The 18563-nt window shown below is 71.4% G+C and carries 16 protein-coding genes; 7 read left to right on the forward strand and 9 right to left on the reverse strand.

The window, feature by feature from the left end:
- Positions 1 to 83: 83 nt before the first annotated feature.
- The 6 genes from tkt to pgl are packed head-to-tail and all read left to right on the forward strand — an operon-like array spanning position 84 to position 8171.
- Positions 84 to 2186 carry a transketolase gene (gene tkt / locus K8U61_RS17550; RefSeq protein WP_224124337.1) on the forward strand — a complete coding sequence of 701 codons (2103 nt, stop codon included), beginning with the start codon at positions 84 to 86 and terminating at the stop codon, positions 2184 to 2186.
- A gap of 43 nt (positions 2187 to 2229) precedes the next feature.
- A complete protein-coding gene (gene tal, locus K8U61_RS17555; protein WP_224124338.1) occupies positions 2230 to 3339 on the forward strand; it encodes a transaldolase in 1110 nt (369 codons plus the stop codon).
- The gene (gene pgi / locus K8U61_RS17560; protein ID WP_224124339.1) at positions 3336 to 4994 is read left to right on the forward strand and encodes a glucose-6-phosphate isomerase; all 1659 of its coding nucleotides are present in this window, start codon (positions 3336 to 3338) and stop codon (positions 4992 to 4994) included. The genes tal and pgi overlap by 4 nt, the downstream gene beginning before the upstream one ends.
- Positions 4991 to 6526 carry a glucose-6-phosphate dehydrogenase gene (gene zwf, locus K8U61_RS17565; RefSeq protein WP_224124340.1) on the forward strand — a complete coding sequence of 512 codons (1536 nt, stop codon included), beginning with the start codon at positions 4991 to 4993 and terminating at the stop codon, positions 6524 to 6526. Before pgi ends, zwf begins: the two co-directional genes overlap by 4 nt.
- The gene (locus K8U61_RS17570; protein WP_224124341.1) at positions 6523 to 7437 is read left to right on the forward strand and encodes a glucose-6-phosphate dehydrogenase assembly protein OpcA; all 915 of its coding nucleotides are present in this window, start codon (positions 6523 to 6525) and stop codon (positions 7435 to 7437) included. The genes zwf and K8U61_RS17570 overlap by 4 nt, the downstream gene beginning before the upstream one ends.
- Complete coding sequence (gene pgl, locus K8U61_RS17575) at positions 7434 to 8171, forward strand: 6-phosphogluconolactonase (protein ID WP_224124342.1); 738 nt, start codon at positions 7434 to 7436, stop codon at positions 8169 to 8171. Before K8U61_RS17570 ends, pgl begins: the two co-directional genes overlap by 4 nt.
- Before the next feature lie 136 nt (positions 8172 to 8307).
- Here the strand turns inward: pgl and K8U61_RS17580 are convergent, their stop codons facing one another.
- The 9 genes from K8U61_RS17580 to uvrC all read right to left on the reverse strand — a co-directional run bounded on the left by K8U61_RS17580 (position 8308) and on the right by uvrC (position 17000).
- Entirely contained in the window at positions 8308 to 8667 is a 360-nt protein-coding gene (locus K8U61_RS17580; RefSeq protein ID WP_224124343.1) for an RNA polymerase-binding protein RbpA, read from the reverse strand.
- Between the two features lie 34 nt (positions 8668 to 8701).
- Entirely contained in the window at positions 8702 to 8932 is a 231-nt protein-coding gene (gene secG, locus K8U61_RS17585; protein WP_224124344.1) for a preprotein translocase subunit SecG, read from the reverse strand.
- A gap of 31 nt (positions 8933 to 8963) precedes the next feature.
- Complete coding sequence (gene tpiA / locus K8U61_RS17590; protein ID WP_224124345.1) at positions 8964 to 9758, reverse strand: triose-phosphate isomerase; 795 nt, start codon at positions 9756 to 9758, stop codon at positions 8964 to 8966.
- Positions 9759 to 9765: 7 nt separating this feature from the next.
- Complete coding sequence (locus K8U61_RS17595; RefSeq protein WP_224124346.1) at positions 9766 to 10965, reverse strand: phosphoglycerate kinase; 1200 nt, start codon at positions 10963 to 10965, stop codon at positions 9766 to 9768.
- A 2-nt stretch (positions 10966 to 10967) separates the two neighbouring features.
- Positions 10968 to 11966, reverse strand: coding sequence for a type I glyceraldehyde-3-phosphate dehydrogenase (gene gap, locus K8U61_RS17600; protein WP_224124347.1), 999 nt, complete (start codon positions 11964 to 11966; stop codon positions 10968 to 10970).
- 140 nt (positions 11967 to 12106) lie between these two features.
- A complete protein-coding gene (whiA, locus tag K8U61_RS17605; protein ID WP_224124348.1) occupies positions 12107 to 13093 on the reverse strand; it encodes a DNA-binding protein WhiA in 987 nt (328 codons plus the stop codon).
- A 50-nt stretch (positions 13094 to 13143) separates the two neighbouring features.
- Complete coding sequence (locus tag K8U61_RS17610; protein ID WP_224124349.1) at positions 13144 to 14127, reverse strand: gluconeogenesis factor YvcK family protein; 984 nt, start codon at positions 14125 to 14127, stop codon at positions 13144 to 13146.
- On the reverse strand, positions 14127 to 15002 hold the full coding sequence (rapZ, locus tag K8U61_RS17615) for an RNase adapter RapZ (RefSeq protein WP_224124350.1): 876 nt from the start codon (positions 15000 to 15002) through the stop codon (positions 14127 to 14129). Before rapZ ends, K8U61_RS17610 begins: the two co-directional genes overlap by 1 nt.
- A 3-nt stretch (positions 15003 to 15005) precedes the next feature.
- The gene (gene uvrC, locus K8U61_RS17620; RefSeq protein WP_224124351.1) at positions 15006 to 17000 is read right to left on the reverse strand and encodes an excinuclease ABC subunit UvrC; all 1995 of its coding nucleotides are present in this window, start codon (positions 16998 to 17000) and stop codon (positions 15006 to 15008) included.
- Between the two features lie 80 nt (positions 17001 to 17080).
- Here uvrC and K8U61_RS17625 point away from each other — a divergent pair, with 80 nt between their 5' ends.
- Positions 17081 to 18397 carry a tetratricopeptide repeat protein gene (locus K8U61_RS17625; RefSeq protein WP_224124352.1) on the forward strand — a complete coding sequence of 439 codons (1317 nt, stop codon included), beginning with the start codon at positions 17081 to 17083 and terminating at the stop codon, positions 18395 to 18397.
- The last annotated feature ends 166 nt before the right edge of the window (positions 18398 to 18563 follow it).

Raw genomic sequence — 18563 nt, forward strand, 5'->3', positions numbered from 1 at the left:
CCGGAGTGGTGCTTGGACCGGTGGGAGTCTAACGCCCGACGTGAGTAGGCTCGGCATTGGCCGAACCCCCCGAAAGGAACCCTGTGAGCAAGTCCTCTGCCCTCGACTGGACCGACCTCGACCAGAAGGCGGTGGACACGGCGCGAGTCCTCGCCATGGACGCGGTGCAGAAGGTCGGCAACGGCCACCCCGGCACCGCCATGAGTCTCGCCCCCGCGGCCTACCTGCTCTTCCAGAAGGTCATGCGGCACGACCCCGCCGACCCCGAGTGGATCGCTCGCGACCGTTTCGTGCTGTCCTGCGGTCACTCGAGCATCACCCTCTACACGCAGCTCTTCCTCGGCGGCTTCGGCCTCGAGCTCGACGACCTCAAGGCGCTGCGCACCTGGGGCTCGAAGACCCCCGGTCACCCGGAGCTCGGCCACACCGCCGGCGTCGAGGTCACCACCGGCCCCTTGGGCCAGGGCGTCGCCAACGCCGTCGGCATGGCGATGTCGGCTCGTCGCGTGCACGGCCTCCTCGACCCCGACGCCGCGTTCGGCGAGAGCCTCTTCGACCACCACGTCTACGCGCTGTGCTCCGACGGTGACCTGGAGGAGGGCGTCAGCGGTGAGGCCAGCTCCATCGCCGGCACCCAGGAGCTCGGCAACCTGACCGTCATCTACGACCGCAACCAGATCTCGATCGAGGGCGACACCGACATCGCCTTCACCGAGGACGTCGCGAAGCGTTACGAGGCCTACGGCTGGCACGTGCAGACCGTCGACTGGACCAACGGCCACACCGAGTACGTCGAGGACGTGCCCGCCCTGCACGCCGCGATCCAGAAGGCCGACGAGGTGCTGAACCAGCCGTCGCTGATCGTCCTCGACACGATCATCGCGTGGCCCGCCCCCAACGCGCAGGGCACCGAGAAGGCCCACGGCAGCGCCCTCGGCGACGCCGAGGTGGCGGCGACCAAGGAGGTGCTCGGCTGGGACCCCGAGCTGAAGTTCGACGTCCCCGAGCCGGTCCTCGCGCACACCCGCCAGCTCCGCGAGCGCGGCGCCGCGTGGGGCGCCGCGTGGGACGAGCAGTACGCCGCGTGGGCGGCCGCCAACCCCGAGCGCGAGAAGCTCCTCCACCGACTCAAGGCGCGCCAGCTGCCCGACGGCGTCGCCGACGTCATCCCGGCCTTCGAGGCCAGCGAGAAGGGCGTCGCGACCCGCGCGGCCTCGGGCAAGGTGATCAACGCCCTCGCCCCGGTGATGCCGGAGCTGTGGGGCGGGTCCGCCGACCTGGCCGGCTCCAACAACACCACGATCGAGTCGGCGCCGTCGTTCCTGCCGATCAGCCGCGACACCGAGGAGTGGACGGCCGACCCCTACCAGGGTCGCGTGCTCCACTTCGGCATCCGCGAGCACGGCATGGGCGCGATCATGAACGGCATCACCGCCGACCGGCTCACCCGGGTCTTCGGCGGCACCTTCCTCACGTTCTCCGACTACATGCGCGGCGCGGTCCGGGTGGCGGCGCTGAGCAAGCTGCCGGTCACCTACGTGTGGACCCACGACTCGATCGGCCTCGGCGAGGACGGCCCGACCCACCAGCCGATCGAGCACCTCGCTGCGCTCCGGGCGATGCCCGGCCTCGACGTCGTCCGTCCCGCGGACGCCAACGAGACCGCCGCCGCCTGGCTGACGATCCTCGGCCACACCGACCGTCCGGCCGCGCTGGCGCTGACCCGGCAGAACGTGCCCGTCTTCCCGCGCGGCGAGGAGGGGTTCGCCACCACCGACGACGTGAGCAAGGGCGCCTACATCCTGCTCGAGGCCGAGGGCGGCGCGCCCGACGTCATCCTGATGGCCACCGGCTCCGAGGTGCAGCTCGCCGTGGCGGCCCGCGAGACGCTGGCGGCCGACGGGATCAAGGCCCGGGTCGTGTCGATGCCGTGCCTGGAGTGGTTCGAGGCCCAGGACCAGGCCTACCGCGACAAGGTCATCCCGCCCGTGGTCAAGGCGCGCGTCTCCGTCGAGGCCGGCGTCAAGCAGGGCTGGCGCGAGTACGTCGGCGACCACGGCCGGATCGTCTCGATCGACCACTACGGCGCGTCCGCCGACTACGCGCGGATCTACCAGGAGTTCGGGATCACCGCGGAGGCAGTCGCCGCCGCCGCCCACGACAGCGTCACCGCTGTCCAGGGCTGATCCCTCGCACACCCACCGATCCATCAACGAGAGGAACAGGCACATGAGTGACCGCCTGAAGAAGCTGTCCGACGCGGGGGTGTCGATCTGGCTCGACGACCTCTCCCGGGAGCGCATCGAGACCGGCAACCTCGCATCGCTGGTCGAGGAGAAGTCCGTGGTCGGCGTGACCACGAACCCGACGATCTTCGCCGCCGCGATCGCCAACGGCGAGCGCTACGACGAGCAGGTCGCCCAGCTCGTCGACAAGGGCGAGTCGGTCGACCGGGTGATCTTCGAGCTCACCACCGAGGACGTCCGCAACGCCTGCGACATCCTGCAGCCGGTCGCCGAGCGCACGGCGTACGACGGCCGGGTCTCGATCGAGGTCGAGCCCGACCTGGCCAACGACACCGAGGCCACCATCGCCTCGGCCCGCGCGCTCTGGGCGGCGGTCGACCGCCCGAACGCGCTGATCAAGATCCCCGCCACCAAGGAGGGGCTGCCGGCCATCACCGCGGCCATCGCCGAGGGCATCAGCGTCAACGTGACGCTGATCTTCGGCAAGGTCCGCTACCAGGAGGTCATGGACGCCTACCTGTCCGGTCTCGAGCAGGCGCGGGACGCCGGCCTCGACCTCGGGCGGATCAACTCCGTCGCCTCGTTCTTCGTCTCACGCGTGGACACCGAGGTCGATGCCCGGCTGGAGAAGATCGGCTCCGACGAGGCGCTCGACCTCCGCGGCAAGGCCGCTGTGGCCAACGCCCGCGTCGCCTACGCGGCCTACGAGGAGGTCATCGCCTCCGACCGCTGGAAGCTCCTGGCCGAGTCCGGCGCCAACCCGCAGCGGCCGCTGTGGGCGTCGACCGGCGTGAAGAACCCCGACTACTCCGACACGCTCTACGTCACCGACCTCGTGGTCCGCGACACGGTCAACACGATGCCGGAGAAGACCCTCGACGCCTTCGCCGACCACGGGGACCTCCAGGGTGACCAGGTGACCGGCAAGTCCGGCGAGGCGCAGGCGGTCTTCGACCAGCTGGCCGGCGTCGGCATCGACTTCGAGGACGTGCTCGTCGTGCTCGAGACCGAGGGAGTCGACAAGTTCAAGAAGTCGTGGGCCGAGCTGGTCGAGACGGTGAAGGGCCAGATGGACAAGGCCGCCCAGGCATGAGCGACGCGGCCGGCCCGGTCGATCCGACGTCGACGGAGGCCTGGTCGCGACTGACGACGATCGCGTCCGACTTCGCGCCCGACCTGCGCCGCTGGTTCGCGGACGACCCGGGCCGGGTCGGCCGGCTCACCTTCGACGCCGCCGACCTCCACGTCGACCTGTCGAAGGGGCTCGTCGACGACGACGTGCTCGCTGCGCTGCTCGCGCTGGCCGAGCAGGTCGACGTCGCCGGGCGTCGGGACGCGATGTTCCGCGGTGACCACATCAACGTCACCGAGGACCGTGCCGTCCTGCACACCGCCCTCCGGCTGCCCGCCGACGCCACGCTGCAGGTGGACGGGCAGGACGTCGTGGACGATGTCCACGAGGTCCTCGACCGCGTCTACGCCTTCGCCGAGCAGGTCCGCTCCGGCGCTTGGACGGGCGTCACCGGCGAGCGGATCCGCACGGTCGTCAACATCGGCATCGGCGGGTCCGACCTCGGGCCGGTGATGGCCTACGAGGCACTCGCGGCCTACCGCCAGGACGGCCTCGAGTGCCGGTTCATCTCCAACATCGACCCGACGGACGCCGCCACGACGCTGGCCGACCTCGACCCGGCGTCGACGCTCTTCATCGTGTCCAGCAAGACCTTCGGCACCCTGGAGACGCTGACCAACGCCCGGCTCTGCAAGCAGTGGCTCCTCGACGGGCTCGGCGGCCAGGACGCGGCCGACGCGGTCGCGAAGCACTTCGTCGCCGTCTCGACGGCGCTCGACAAGGTCGCCGACTTCGGGATCGACCCCGCCAACGCGTTCGGCTTCTGGGACTGGGTCGGCGGGCGCTACTCCGTCGACTCCGCGATCGGTACGTCGCTCGTGGTCGCGATCGGCCCCGAGGGCTTCCGCGACCTGCTCTCCGGCTTCCACGCGATGGACGAGCACTTCCGCACGGCGGACCTCGCCGAGAACGTGCCGGTCCTGATGGGCCTGCTCAACGTCTGGTACACCAACTTCCTCGACGCGCAGACCCACGCGGTGCTCCCCTACGCCCAGCTGCTGCACCGCTTCCCGGCCTACCTGCAGCAGCTGACGATGGAGTCCAACGGCAAGGGCGTGCGCTGGGACGGCTCACCGGTCACGACCGACACGGGCGAGGTCTTCTGGGGCGAGCCCGGCACCAACGGCCAGCACGCCTTCTACCAGCTGATCCACCAGGGCACCCGGCTGATCCCGGCCGACTTCATCGCGTTCGCGACCCCGGCGTACCCGCTCGTCGACGGCGCTCAGGACGTGCACGAGCTCTTCCTCGCCAACTTCTTCGCCCAGACCCGGGCGCTCGCCTTCGGCAAGACTGCCGACGAGGTGCGCGCGGAGGGAACGCGGGAGGAGATCGTCCCGGCGCGGGTCTTCTCGGGCAACCGGCCGACGGCGTCGATCATGGCGCCCGCACTCACCCCGGGCGTGCTCGGCCAGCTCATCGCCCTCTACGAGCACATCACCTTCACCCAGGGCGCGGTCTGGGGCATCGACTCCTTCGACCAGTGGGGCGTCGAGCTCGGCAAGCAGCTCGCCCAGCAGATCAGTCCGGCGGTCGGCGGCGATGCCGAGGCGGCCGCGCAGCAGGACGCGTCGACCCAGGCCCTCATCGACTACTACCGGAGGCACCGCTCGTGACCGACAACCCGCTACGGGACCCGCGCGACCGCCGGCTCCCGAGGATCGCCGGCCCGAGCGGCATGGTGCTCTTCGGCGTCACCGGTGACCTGTCGCGCAAGAAGATCATGCCGGCGATCTACGACCTCGCGAACCGCGGCCTGCTGCCGCCGGGCTTCAGCCTCACCGGCTTCGCCCGTCGCGACTGGGCCGATCAGGACTTCGCGCAGATCGTGCACGACTCGGTCAAGGAGCACGCGCGCACCGAGTTCCGTGAGGAGGTCTGGCAGCAGCTCGCCGAGGGCTTCCGATTCGTGCCGGGCGCCTTCGACGACGACCACGCCTTCGACCAGCTGCGGCGCACGATCGAGGAGCTCGACGAGCTGCGCGGCACCGGCGGCAACCACGCGTTCTACCTCGCCATCCCGCCCGGGTTCTTCGGCGACGTCGTCGGCCAGCTCAAGGAGCACGGGTTGGCGACCCCGGGCGAGGGCTCGTGGCGCCGGGTCGTCATCGAGAAGCCGTTCGGGCACGACCTCGCGTCCGCCCGCGAGCTCCAGGCCGTCCTCGGCGAGGTCTTCCCGAGCGACTCGATCTTCCGGATCGACCACTACCTCGGCAAGGAGACCGTCCAGAACATCCTCGCGATGCGCTTCGCGAACGAGATGTTCGAGCCGATCTGGAACTCCAACTACGTCGACCACGTGCAGATCACCATGGCCGAGGACATCGGCATCGGCGGCCGAGCCGGCTACTACGACGGCATCGGCGCCGCCCGCGACGTCATCCAGAACCACCTCCTCCAGCTCCTCAGCCTGGTGGCGATGGAGGAGCCGACGTCCTTCGACGCCCGGGCGCTGCGGATCGAGAAGCAGAAGGTGCTCTCGAGCGTCACGCTGCCGCGCAGGCTCGACCTGACCACCGCGCGCGGACAGTACGTCGCCGGCTGGCAGGGCGGCGAGGAGGTCGTCGGCTTCCTGGAGGAGGAGGGCATCAAGCGCAGCTCCACCACCGAGACGTTCGCGGCGGTGACGCTCAACGTCGAGACGCGTCGGTGGGCCGGCGTGCCGTTCTACCTGCGCACCGGCAAGCGGCTGGGCCGCCGGGTCACCGAGGTCGCGATCGTCTTCAAGCGCGCGCCGCACCTGCCGTTCGCGGACTCGGCCACCGAGGAGCTCGGCCAGAACGCCCTGGTCATCCGGATCCAGCCCGACGAGGGCGTCACCCTGCGCTTCGGGTCCAAGGTGCCCGGCACCGCGATGGAGATCCGCGACGTCAACATGGACTTCGTCTACGGCGGCGCCTTCACCGAGTCCTCCCCCGAGGCGTACGAGCGGCTGATCCTCGACGTGCTCCTCGGCGACCCGCCGCTCTTCCCGCGGCACGAGGAGGTCGAGCTGTCCTGGAAGATCCTCGACCCGATCCTCGACTACTGGGCGGCCCAGGACGAGAAGGGCAAGTCCAAGCCGGACCCCTACGAGTCCGGCGGATGGGGGCCTGCATCGGCGGACGCCATGCTGGCCCGTGACGGAAGGGTGTGGCGGCGTCCATGATCGAGCTGACGAACACGAACTCCGCGCAGATCGCGGCGGAGCTGCAGCGGGCGCGGGTGCGGGCCGGCAGCCCGGCGATGGGCATGGTGATGACGCTGGTCATCGTCGTCGAGGAGGACGACGCCGACGGCGCGATGCGCGCCGCCCGCGCAGCCTCGCACGAGCACCCCGCGCGGGTGCTCGGCGTGATCCTGGGCAGCGCCCGCGGTGCCGCCGAGGTCAACGCGCAGGTCGGCACGGGCTCCGGCTGGACCGGGGAGACCGCGCTGATCCGGCTGAAGGGCGAGGTCGTCAAGCACCCGGAGTCCGTCGTGCTCCCCCTGCTGCTGCCCGACTCCCCCGTCGCCGTGTGGTGGCCCAACCACCCGCCGGCCGATCCGGCCGCTGACCCGCTCGGCAAGCTCGCCCAGCGCCGGATCACCGACGCCGCCGCGGCGGCACGCGGCAAGACCACGGCCATCCACACCCAGTGCGAGGTCTACACGGCCGGCAACACCGACCTGGCGTGGACCCGGATCACGCCGTGGCGCGCGCTGCTCGCCGCGGCCCTCGACCAGCAGCCGCTCAAGGTCTCCCACGCGACGGTGGCGGCGGAGCGGATCAGCCCGAGCGCGGACCTCCTCGCGGCCTGGCTGTCCGACCGGCTCAAGGTCGACGTCGACCGCAAGAGCTCCTCGGGCCCCGGCATCACCGAGGTGGTGCTCGACACCAAGGAGGGCCCGATCCGGATCTCCCGACCTGACGGCCGGCTCGCGACGTTCTCCTCCCCCGACCGGCCCGACCGGCCGGTCGCCCTCAAGCGGCGCGACCTGCCCGAGCTGCTGGCCGAGGAGCTGCGACGCCTCGACGAGGACGACGTCTACGCCGAGACCGCACGCCGCCTGCTGAAGATGGGGACGAAGAAGAAGTGACCACCGAACCCCACGTCGAGCCGCGCATCGAGGTGCACCCCGACGCCGCCGCGCTGGCCACCGCCGTCGCCGGCGAGCTGCTCAGCCGGCTCGCCGACGCCCAGGCCGGCGGCACGCTGCCGCACATCGCCCTGACCGGCGGCACCATCGCCGAGGACATCCACCGCGAGATCGCCCGGCTGTCCCCCGACAGCGACGTCGACTGGTCGCGCGTCGCGCTCTGGTGGGGCGACGAGCGCTTCGTCGCTCCCGACTCGCCGGACCGCAACGCCGGGCAGGCCCGCGCCGCGTTCATCGACGCGGTCGGCGTGGACCGCGCGCACGTGCACGAGATGCCGTCGACCGCGGATGCGGCCGACGTCGACGCGGGCGCGGCGGCGTACGAGGCGGAGCTGCGGGCGCACGGCAGCGGCGAGTTCGAGATCGTGATGCTCGGGATCGGGCCCGACGGCCACATCGCCTCGCTCTTCCCCGGCTTCCCGCAGCTGGACGCGGACGGGATCGCGGTGGGGGTCACCGGGTCGCCGAAGCCGCCGCCGGAGCGCGTCAGCCTGACCTTCCCGGCCCTGCGACGCGCCCGCTCGGTGTGGTTCCTGGTCAGCGGCTCGGGCAAGGCCCAGGCGGTCGCGGCCGCGCTCGGCGGGGCCGAGCTGCACGACATCCCGGCCGCCGGCGTGACCGGTCGTGAGGAGACGATCTGGTTCCTCGACCGAGAGGCCGCATCCTCGCTGTAGACGCGGACGATGGTCCGCCGGTCGAGTAGAGGGTTTCCGCCAGTCGAGTAGAGGGTTTCCGCGCGTTCAAACGAGGCTTGCTGCCCCGGCGTACGCGGAAAAACGCGACTCGAGGCGCGGAAACCCTCTACTCGACCTAGAAGATGATGTCGCCGGACTTGCGACGCGAGCGCAGCAGCTGCAGCGCCTCGTCGAGGATGTCGGCGGCCTCGGCGTCGGAGCGACGCTCCTTCACGTAGGCGAGGTGCGTCTTGTAGGGCTCGATCTTCGGGGCCGGCGGCGGGTTGTCCGAGTCGAGGCTGGCCGGGAGGCCGCACTTGGGGCAGTCCCACGACTCGGGGACCTGGGCCTCGGTCGAGAACGTCACCACCGAACGGTGCTCGCGCGCACAGAAGTAGGTCACTGCCTGTCGCGGGGCCGCCTCACCGCGCTCGGCCTCGCCCATCGGGCCGGCACCGACCCGGCTCCCGCGAATCGCGTTTCCTCCACCAGCCACGTGTGTGTCCCTTTCGAGCTCTCTAGTCCGAGATTCAGTACGCCAGCAGGAGACCGAGGGCGATCACACAGGCGAACCAGATGATGCCGATGCCGATCGTCAGGCGGTCGAGGTTGCGCTCGGCGACCGACGAGCCGCCCAGCGAGCTGGACACGCCGCCACCGAACATGTCGGACAGGCCGCCACCGCGGCCCTTGTGCAGGAGCACCAGCACGATCATCAGACCGCTGGCGATCATGAGCAGGATGGTGAGGATCAGTTCCACGGTCGCACAGCCTACGTCAGAGGTACGACGATCACAGGATCGGCATGTCGTAGTAACGGCAGATGCCGCCGAACTCGTCGACCTGCAGGCTCGCACCGCCCACCAGGCACCCGTCGACGTCGGCCTGGGCCATGATCCCGGCGACGTTCGCGGCCTTCACCGAGCCGCCGTAGAGGATCCGGACACCGTCGGCCGCGGCCTCGCCGTACGACTCCTTCACCTGCGCCCGGATGGCCTGGCAGACCTCCTGAGCGTCCTCGGGCGTGGCGACCTCGCCGGTGCCGATCGCCCACACGGGCTCGTAGGCGATGACCAGGCCGGCCACCTGCTCGGGCGTGAAGCCGGCGAGCGAGCCCACGGTCTGGCCGATGCAGTGCGGCACGTGCTCACCGGCCTGACGGATGTCCAGGCCCTCGCCGACGCAGACGATCGGCACGATGCCGGCCGCGAGCGCCTTGACCGCCTTCGCGGCCACCAGGGCGTCGTCCTCGGCGTGGTACTGCCGGCGCTCGCTGTGGCCGACGACGACGTAGTCGCAGCCGAGCTTGGCGAGCATCGCCGCCGAGATCTCGCCCGTGTAGGCACCGGCGTCGTGCGGCGACACGTCCTGCGCGCCGTACTTGATCTCGAGGCGGTCGCCGTCGACCAGCGTCTGCACGGACCGCAGGTCGGTGAACGGCGGGACGACGACCACCTCGACCTTGCCGTAGTCGTGCTTCTTGTCCGCCAGCGTCACCGCGAGCTTCTGCACCAGGACGAGCGCCTCCTGGTGGTTGAGGTTCATCTTCCAGTTGCCCGCCATCAGCGGGATGCGCGTGGACGCCATGGTGTTGTCAGTCCTCCAGGACCTGGATGCCGGGCAGCTCCTTGCCCTCGAGGTACTCGAGGCTGGCGCCACCACCGGTGGAGATGTGGCCGAACGACGACTCGTCGAAGCCGAGCCGCACGGTCGCGGCGGCGGAGTCGCCGCCGCCGACCACCGACAGGCCGTCGACCTTCGTGAGGGCCTCGGCCACGGCACGGGTGCCGTCGGCGAACGCGTCGACCTCGAAGACGCCCATCGGGCCGTTCCAGAAGACCGTGCGGGCGTCGGCGAGCGCGGCCGCGAAGGCAGCACCGGACTCGGGGCCGATGTCGAGACCCAGGGCGTCGGCGGGGATCGCGTCGGCCGCCACCACCTGGGGCTGTGGCTCCCGGTCCCCGGACGGGAACTCGGTGTCGACGACGATGTCGGTCGGCAGCACGATCTGCACGCCCGACTCCTCGGCACGCTGCAGGTAGGACCGGCAGGTGTCGAGCTGGTCCTCCTCGAGGAGGCTCTTGCCGACCTCGTGACCCTGGGCCTTGAGGAACGTGAAGACCATGCCGCCGCCGATGAGCAGCTTGTCGGCCTTGCCGAGGAGGTTGTCGATCACGCCCAGCTTGTCGGAGACCTTCGAGCCACCGAGCACCACGACGTACGGACGCTCCGGCGACTCGGTGAGCCGGCGCAGCACGTCGATCTCCGCCGAGACCAGCCCGCCCATCGCGTGCGGCAGCCGCTGCGCGACGTCGTAGACCGAGGCCTGCTTGCGGTGGACGACCCCGAACCCGTCGGACACGAAGGCGTCCGCGAGCTCCGCGAGCTGGTCGGCGAAGGCGCCGCGGTCGGCCTCGTCCTTGCTGGTCTCGCCCGGGTTGAACCGGACGTTCTCCAGCACGGCGACCTGACCGTCGGCGAGGCCGGCGACCGTCTCCCGCGCGCTCTCACCGACCGTGTCGGTCGCGAACGCCACGTCCTGGCCGAGCAGCTCACCCAGCCGCGCGGCCACCGGCCGGAGGGAGTAGCGGTCCTCGGGCGCGCCCTTGGGACGGCCGAGGTGGGCGGTGACGACCACCCGGGCGCCCGCGTCGGCCAGCGCCCGGATGGTGGGGACACTCGCCCGGATCCGCTTGTCGTCGGTGATGGTCGTGCCGTCGAGCGGCACGTTGAGGTCGGAACGGACCAGGACCCGCTTCCCGGCGACGTCGCCGAGACCGGCGTACTCCCCCATCGTCAGAGGGTCTCGCCGACGTAGGCGATGAGGTCCGCGAGGCGGTTGGAGTAGCCCCACTCGTTGTCGTACCAGCCCAGGACCTTGACCTGGTTGCCGATCACCTTGGTCAGCGGCGCATCGAAGATGCAGGACGCCGGGTCGGTGACGATGTCGGTGGAGACCAGCGGGTCGGTGGAGTACTTGAGGAACTTGCCGTCGGCCGCGGCCTTGACGATCTCGTTGACCTCGTCGACCGAGGTCTCGCGGGATGCCTCGAAGGACAGGTCGGTCGCCGAGCCGGTGGGCACCGGGACGCGCATGGCGTAGCCGTCGAGCTTGCCCTTGAGCTCCGGGAGCACCAGGCCGATGGCCTTGGCGGCACCGGTCGAGGTCGGGACCATGTTGAGCGCGGCGGCGCGGGCGCGACGCGGGTCCTTGTGGATGTTGTCCTGGAGGTTCTGGTCCGCGGTGTAGGCGTGGATCGTCGTCATCAGGCCCTTGTTGATCCCGAGGCCCTCGTGCAGCGCCTTGGCCATGGGGGCCAGGCAGTTGGTGGTGCACGACGCGTTGGAGATGACGGTGTGGGCGTCCGGGTCGTAGCTCGTGTTGTTGACACCCATGACCACGGTGACGTCCTCGTTGGAGGCCGGCGCGGAGATGATGACCTTCTTGGCGCCGCCGCTGTCGACGTGGGCGCGAGCCTTGGTGGCGTCGGTGAAGAAGCCGGTGGACTCGACCACCACGTCGACGCCGTGGTCGCCCCACTTGATGGCGGCGGGGTCACGCTCGGCGAACGCGGTGATGACCTGGTCGCCGACGGTGATCTGGCCGTCGGAGGCGCTGACGTCTGCGTCCAGGCGACCCAGGATCGAGTCGAACTTCAGGAGCGGCGCGAGGGAGGAGGTGGCCGTCAGGTCGTTGACGGCGACGATCTCGATGTCGAGGCCCGAGGCCCGAACGGCGCGGAAGAAGTTGCGGCCGATCCGGCCGAACCCGTTGATACCTACACGAACAGTCACTGGTTTGCTCCTGCTAGTCGATCACGGCGTGCAAAGGACGTTGGTCGAACACGTCGACCCTATCGCTTGGGCCGACCCAGCCAGACTGGCCGTCCGGCGTACGTGCGGGTAACCGACGAAGGTCCCGCGGTCGCGGGACGTTACGCGTCCTCGGCGAGCATCTCCGGGGTCAGCGACGCCTCGGTGTCGGGGATGCCGAGCTCCTCCGCGCGCTTGTCGGCCATCGCGAGCAGCCGCCGGATCCGGCCGGCGATCGCGTCCTTGGTGAGCACCGGGTCGTGGAGCTGCCCGAGCTCCTCGAGGGAGGCCTGCTTGTGCTCGAGGCGGAGCTCGCCGGCCATCTTGAGGTGGTCTGGGACCTCCTCGCCGAGGATCTCCATGGCACGGCCGACCCGGGCGCCGGCGGCGACGGCCGCGCGGGCGGAACGGCGCAGGTTGGCGTCGTCGAAGTTGGCGAGCCGGTTGGCGGTGGCGCGCACCTCGCGGCGCATCCGGCGCTCCTCCCACGCCATCAGGGACTCGTGTGCCCCGAGGCGGGTGAGCAGCTGGCCGATCGCGTCGCCGTCGCGGATCACGACGCGGTCGACGCCGCGCACCTCGCGGGCCTTCGCGTGGATGCCGAGGCGGCGGGCCACGCCGACCAGGGCGAGCGCGGCCTCGGGGCCTGGACAGGTGACCTCGAGCGCCGAGGACCGGCCGGGCTCGGTGAGCGAGCCGTGGGCGAGGAAGGCGCCGCGCCACGCGGCGACGGCATCGCAGCCCCCGCCGGAGACGACGGCCGGCGGCAGCCCCCGGACGGGGCGGCCGCGCTGGTCGAGGAGGCCGGTCTGGCGGGCCAGCGCCTCACCCTCCTTGACCACCCGGACGATGTACCGGCTGCCCTTGCGGATGCCGTTGCCCTGCACCATCACGACGTCGGACTGGTGGCCGTAGACCTCGGCGATGTTGGTGCGCAGCCGGCGCGCGGCGGCGCCGGTGTCGAACTCGGCCTCGACGACGATCCGGCCGCTCACGATGTGCAGCCCGCCGGCGAACCGGAGCATCGAGGCGACCTCGGCCTTGCGGCAGCAGGTCTTGGTGACCTGGGTGCTCGACAGCTCTGCCTTGACCTGCGCCGTCATCGCCATGGTGCGATCCTGCCACGGCAGTCAACGACCCTCGGCGGCCGCCTACCCGCTCACGACCCGCTCAGGATGCCGGCGTACGTCCCGGCCAGTCGCTCGGCGTCGTGGCGGGGTTGGCCGTCGTCGCAGGCCACGTCGGCGAGCACCAGCCGCGCGCCGTAGGACGCGACCGCCTGCTCGAGCTCCGCGGCGTCCTCGCCGACGCTGGTGCGGTCGGCGATCACCGTGTGGATGGTCACGTCGGGAGCGTGCTGGACGAGCACGGCCAGGTGGTCGATCGCGTCGTAGCCGGAGGTCTCCCCCGCCTCGCCCGCGAGGTTGAGCACCACGACGATCCGGGCGTCGGTGGCCGCGAGCGCGCTGCGCAGCGCGGGGACCTCGAGGTGCGGGATCACCGAGGAGTACCAGGACCCGGGGCCGAGCACGACCCAGTCGGCCGCGTGGACCGCGTCGATCGCCTCCGGGCAGGGCTTCGGGTCGGGCGGGTCCAGCGCGATCGAGACGATGTCGCCGCCGGTGGTCGCGACCTCGACCTGGCCGCGCACGGTGACGGTGGCCGCCGGGTCGTCGGCGTCGAGGCCGCGCACCCGGGCGGTGATGTCCAGGGGCACCAGCGCCATCGGGAGCACCCGGCCCTTGGTGCCGAGCAGCCGCCCGACCCAGTCGAGCGCGGCGACCGGGTCGCCCAGCTGCTCCCAGAGGCCGACGATGAGCAGGTTGCCGATCACGTGGCCGTTCATCTCGCCGTGGCCGGCGAAGCGGTGCTGGAGCACCCGGGCCCAGGTGTCGCCCCACTGGTCGTCGCCGCAGAGGGCGGCGAGGGCCATCCGCAGGTCGCCCGGTGGCAGCACCCCGAACTCGCCGCGCAGTCGCCCCGAGGAGCCGCCGTTGTCGGCGACGGTGACGACCGCCGTCAGCTCGTCGACGACGAGGTCGTCCACGAGCAGCCGCAGTGCCTGGAGCGAGGCCGCGAGACCGTGGCCGCCCCCGAGGGCGACGACGGACTGGGCACGGTCGAGGTGGTCGTCCGGCGACATCACTCGCGTCCGAGGTCGCGGTGGGTGGCGCGGACGTCGTACCCGGCGTCCGCGAGCCGGCGGACGACCTGCTCGGTCATCGCGACGCTGCGGTGCTTGCCGCCGGTGCACCCGATCGCGACGGTCATGAAGCGCTTGCCCTCGCGCAGGTAGCCGTCGGCCACGCCGGTCAGGACCGGGACGTAGCCCTCGAGGAACTCGCCCGCGCCGGGCTGCTCGAGCACGTAGGCGGCGACGTCGGCGTCCTTGCCGGTGTGGTCGCGCAGCTCCGGCACCCAGAACGGGTTGGGCAGGAACCGCATGTCGGCGACGAAGTCGGCGTCCACGGGGATGCCGTACTTGAAGCCGAAGCTGGTGACCGTGACCTTCAGCCGGGTCGCGTCCGGGGAGCCGAAGGCCTCGGCGATGCGCTCGGTCAGCTGGTGGACGTTGAGCGAGGTCGTGTCGATCACCAGGTCGGCGTCGCTGCGCAGGTCGGCGAGGACGTCGCGCTCGCGCTGCAGGCCGTCGAGGAGCCGGCCAGCCCCCTGTAGCGGGTGGGGCCGCCGGGCGGCCTCCTGCCGGCGGACGAGGACGTCGTCGGACGCCTCGAGGAAGACCAGGGTGGCGTGCCGGCCCGTGGCCCCTTGGGCGAGGTTGGCCTGCAGGGACTGGAAGAACGACCCGGAGCGGACGTCCACCACGACCGCGATCGGCTGCTCGGTGCCGCGACTCTCGTCGACGAGGCGTACGACGTCGCGCAGCAGGCTCGGCGGCATGTTGTCGACGACGTAGTAGCCGAGGTCCTCGAGCTCCTTGGCCGCGGTGCTGCGACCGGCGCCGGTCATGCCCGTGACGACCACGAGCTCCCCGTGGTGGTCGAGGGGCTGGTCCACCTCTCAGTCCTCCTGGATCTCGCCGGTGGCGGTGTTGACGCTGACGGCACCAGTCTTGCCGCTCGCGCGGGCGACCGCATCCTTGATGGAGGTCGCAGTGCGCGGGCCGATGCCGGGGACCAGGGCGATCTCGTCGACCTCGGCCTCGCGGAGCTTCTTGAGCGACCCGAAGTGCTTGAGCAGCGTCTTGCGCCGGACCTCGCCGAGACCCGGCACGTCGTCGAGGACGCTCTCGACCATCGACTTCGACCGGCGCGAGCGGTGGTGGGTGATCGCGAAGCGGTGGGCCTCGTCGCGGACGCGCTGCAGGAGGTAGAGGCCCTCGCTGGACCGGGCCAGGATGACCGGGTCCTCCTGGTCGGGCAGCCACACCTCCTCGAGGCGCTTCGCCAGCCCGCAGACGGGGATGTCGACGATGCCGAGCTCCTCCAGCGCCCGCTGCGCCGCGGCGACCTGCGGCGCGCCGCCGTCGACGACCACGAGGCCCGGCGCGTAGGCGAACTTCCGCGGCCGACCGGTCTCGGGGTCGACCAGCATCGGGCCGTTGTCGGTGATCTTCTCGGTGGAGCTGGCCTGCTCGTCGAGGAGCCGCTTGAAGCGCCGGGTGATGACCTCGTGCATGGCCTTCACGTCGTCCGAGCCGTCCTGGCCCTTGATCACGAACCGGCGGTATTCGCTCTTGCGCGCCAGGCCGTCCTCGAAGACCACCATCGACGCGACGATCTCGGAGCCCTGAAGGTGGGAGATGTCGTAGCACTCGATCCGCAGCGGCACCTCGTCGAGCGCGAGCGCCTCCTGGATCTCCTCCAGCGCTCGGTTGCGGGTCGTCAGGTCGCTGGCCCGCTTGGTCTTGTGCAGCACGAGGGCCTGGGCGGCGTTCTGCGCCACGGTGTCCTGGAGAGTCTTCTTGTCCCCGCGCTGCGGCACCCGGATCGCGACCTTCGACCCCTTCAGGTCGCCGAGCAGCTCCTCGTACGTCGTCGCATCGGCCGGCAGCGCCGGGACCAGGATCTCCCGCGGGATCTCGTCCGGGCCGGCGCCGGCGTAGAGCTGCAGGATGAAGTCGTCGACGAGCTTGGCGGTGTCGCCCTCGTCGACCCGATCGGCGACCCAGCCGCGCTGACCGCGGATCCGGCCGCCCCGGACGTAGAAGATCTGCACCGCGACCTCGAGGGGGTCCTCGGCGAGCGCGATCACGTCGGCGTCGGTGCCGTCGCCGAGCACGACCGCCTGCTTCTCGAGCGCCTTGTTGAGCGCGCCGAGGTCGTCGCGCAGCCGGGCCGCCTTCTCGAAGTCGAGTGCGTCGGAGGCGGCGTACATCTCCTTCTCGATGCGCCGGACGAACGCGGCGGTGTGACCGGCCATGAAGTCGCAGAAGTCGTCGACGATCGCGCGGTGCTCCTCGGCGCTGACGTTGCCGACGCAGGGAGCCGAGCACTTGTCGATGTAGCCGAGCAGGCAGGGGCGGCCGATCTGTCCGGACCGCTTGAAGACGCCGTTGCTGCAGGACCGCATCGGAAAGACGCGCAGCAGCAGGTCGACCGTCTCGCGGATCGCCCAGGCGTGGCTGTAGGGGCCGAAGTAGCGGGTGCCCTTGCGCTTGGCGCCACGGCCGACCATGACCCGCGGGAACTCCTCGCCGACCGTGACGGCCAGCCACGGGTAGGACTTGTCGTCGCGGTACTTCACGTTGAAGCGCGGGTCGTACTCCTTGATCCAGGAGTACTCGAGCTGCAGCGCCTCGACCTCGGTCTTCACCACGGTCCACTCGACGCTGGCCGCCGTCGTCACCATCGTGGCGGTGCGCGGGTGCAGGTTGCCGACGTCCTGGAAGTAGGACGAGAGCCGGGCGCGGAGGTTCTTGGCCTTCCCGACGTAGACGACCCGGCCCTTCGGGTCGCGGAACCGGTAGACCCCCGGCTGGGTGGGGATCGAGCCGGGCTCGGGACGGTAGGACTGCGGGCCTCGGGTGGAGCGGCTGGGTCGGGCAGGAGGCACGGCGTCAACCCTACGGGCGCGGTCCGACACTCCCACGCCGCAACGCTTTGTCTATTTGTCGCGTGACTTACTCTACTTGCATGCGCTGTCGTGACCGCTCCGGCTACGCCCTCACCTGCTCCGCCGAGGCCGCCGTGGCCTACCGCCGCGGGACCGACGACCTGCTCCGGCTCCGGCGCGGCGCCGAGCGCTCCATCGCGGCCTCGATCACCCTCGACCCGACCTTCGCGCTCGGGCACGCCACGCTCGCCCTGCTCGGCCACGAGATGTGCGTCGCGGTCGACGTCGCCGCCCGCCTCGAGGACGCGCTGACCCTCGTCGGTCGGGCCACCGAGCGCGAGCGCAGCCACGTCCACGCCGTCGCCGCCCACCTGCGGGGCGACGGCCGGCCGATCATCCGGCACCTCGCCACCTACCCCGGCGACGCCGTCCTGCTCTCCACCGCCGTGCCGACCATCGCCTTCGCCGGCGTCACCGAGGTCCCCGCGCAGGCGTGGGAGATCGTCGAGCGCGCGGCTCCGGCGTACGGCGACGACTGGTGGTACGCCGGACTGCTCGCCTTCGTCCGCCAGGAGCAGGGCCGCTTCGACGAGGCGATGGACCTGTCGTGCCGCTCCCTGCTCGTCGAGCCCGGTGCCGGCCACTCCGCGCACGCTCGTGCGCACGCCCACTACGAGACCGGCGACCACGAGGCCGGGCTGGCGTGGATGGACGACTGGGTGCTCGGCGACGGCGCGACCACGGACAGCCTCAGCCACTTCTCCTGGCACGCCGCCCTGCACGAGCTCTCCCTCGGCGACCTCGACGCCGTACGCCGCCGCTACGACGCGCAGCTGCGTCCCGAGGCGGCGACCGGCTGCCGGGCGCTGGTCGACACCGGCTCGCTGCTCTTCCGCTGGGCGCTCACGCCCGGGGCGCACGACGTCCCGGCGATGGCGGACGTGGCAGCCGTGACGTCGGAGGCGACGCTCCACCGGCCGGCGACGCCCTTCCTGGCGTTGCACGCCGCCGTCCTGCACCTGTCGCTGGGCGACCGGGCCGAGCTCGCCGACCTGGCGACCTGGGCGTCCGTCCACGAGCACCGCACGCACCGCGAGGTCGTCGCTCCCCTGGCCCGGGCGTTCGGCGCCGCGGCCGGCGGCCGCTCGTCCGCTGCCGCCGACCAGCTCGCCCGCCTGCAGTCACGGCTCTGGCGCCTCGGCGGCTCCGACGCCCAGCGCGAGGTGGTCGAGGAGGCGCGGATCGCGGCCCTGCTGCGCGCCGGGCGCTGGGACGAGGCACGCGTGATGCTCGACGCCCGGCTCGACCGGCGGCACTCCCCGCGCGACTCCCGGTGGCGGCTGTCCACCGGCGACCCGGCCGCCCCCGACGGCGACCTCGACCGCGCCGGGCGCTGATGGCGCAGGCGCGCGCCTCGGCGTAGGGGATTGGTCACCAACCCCGTCCCGGGAGGCATCTGGGAGCAGGTTGGTGACCAATCCCCCCGGACGGAGGTCGCGCCTCATCCGCACCACCCGTCACAGCGGACAGGCACTCCTGTCGCTTGACGGCCGTTGCAACCCC

Origin of the sequence: Nocardioides mangrovi (genome assembly GCF_020073815.1) — a bacterium.
Classification (GTDB): domain Bacteria; phylum Actinomycetota; class Actinomycetes; order Propionibacteriales; family Nocardioidaceae; genus Nocardioides; species Nocardioides mangrovi.

What these genes read in the sequence shown, in the direction of transcription:
- K8U61_RS17625 (WP_224124352.1), top strand. Translation starts at nt 17,081, where the DNA reads ATGCGCTGTCGTGACCGCTCCGGCTACGCCCTCACCTGCTCCGCCGAG.
- tal (WP_224124338.1), top strand. Translation starts at nt 2,230, where the DNA reads ATGAGTGACCGCCTGAAGAAGCTGTCCGACGCGGGGGTGTCGATCTGG.
- tpiA (WP_224124345.1), bottom strand. Translation starts at nt 9,758, where the DNA reads ATGGCGTCCACGCGCATCCCGCTGATGGCGGGCAACTGGAAGATGAAC.
- K8U61_RS17610 (WP_224124349.1), bottom strand. Translation starts at nt 14,127, where the DNA reads ATGTCGCCGGACGACCACCTCGACCGTGCCCAGTCCGTCGTCGCCCTC.
- K8U61_RS17595 (WP_224124346.1), bottom strand. Translation starts at nt 10,965, where the DNA reads ATGGGGGAGTACGCCGGTCTCGGCGACGTCGCCGGGAAGCGGGTCCTG.
- K8U61_RS17570 (WP_224124341.1), top strand. Translation starts at nt 6,523, where the DNA reads ATGATCGAGCTGACGAACACGAACTCCGCGCAGATCGCGGCGGAGCTG.
- whiA (WP_224124348.1), bottom strand. Translation starts at nt 13,093, where the DNA reads ATGGCGATGACGGCGCAGGTCAAGGCAGAGCTGTCGAGCACCCAGGTC.
- pgi (WP_224124339.1), top strand. Translation starts at nt 3,336, where the DNA reads ATGAGCGACGCGGCCGGCCCGGTCGATCCGACGTCGACGGAGGCCTGG.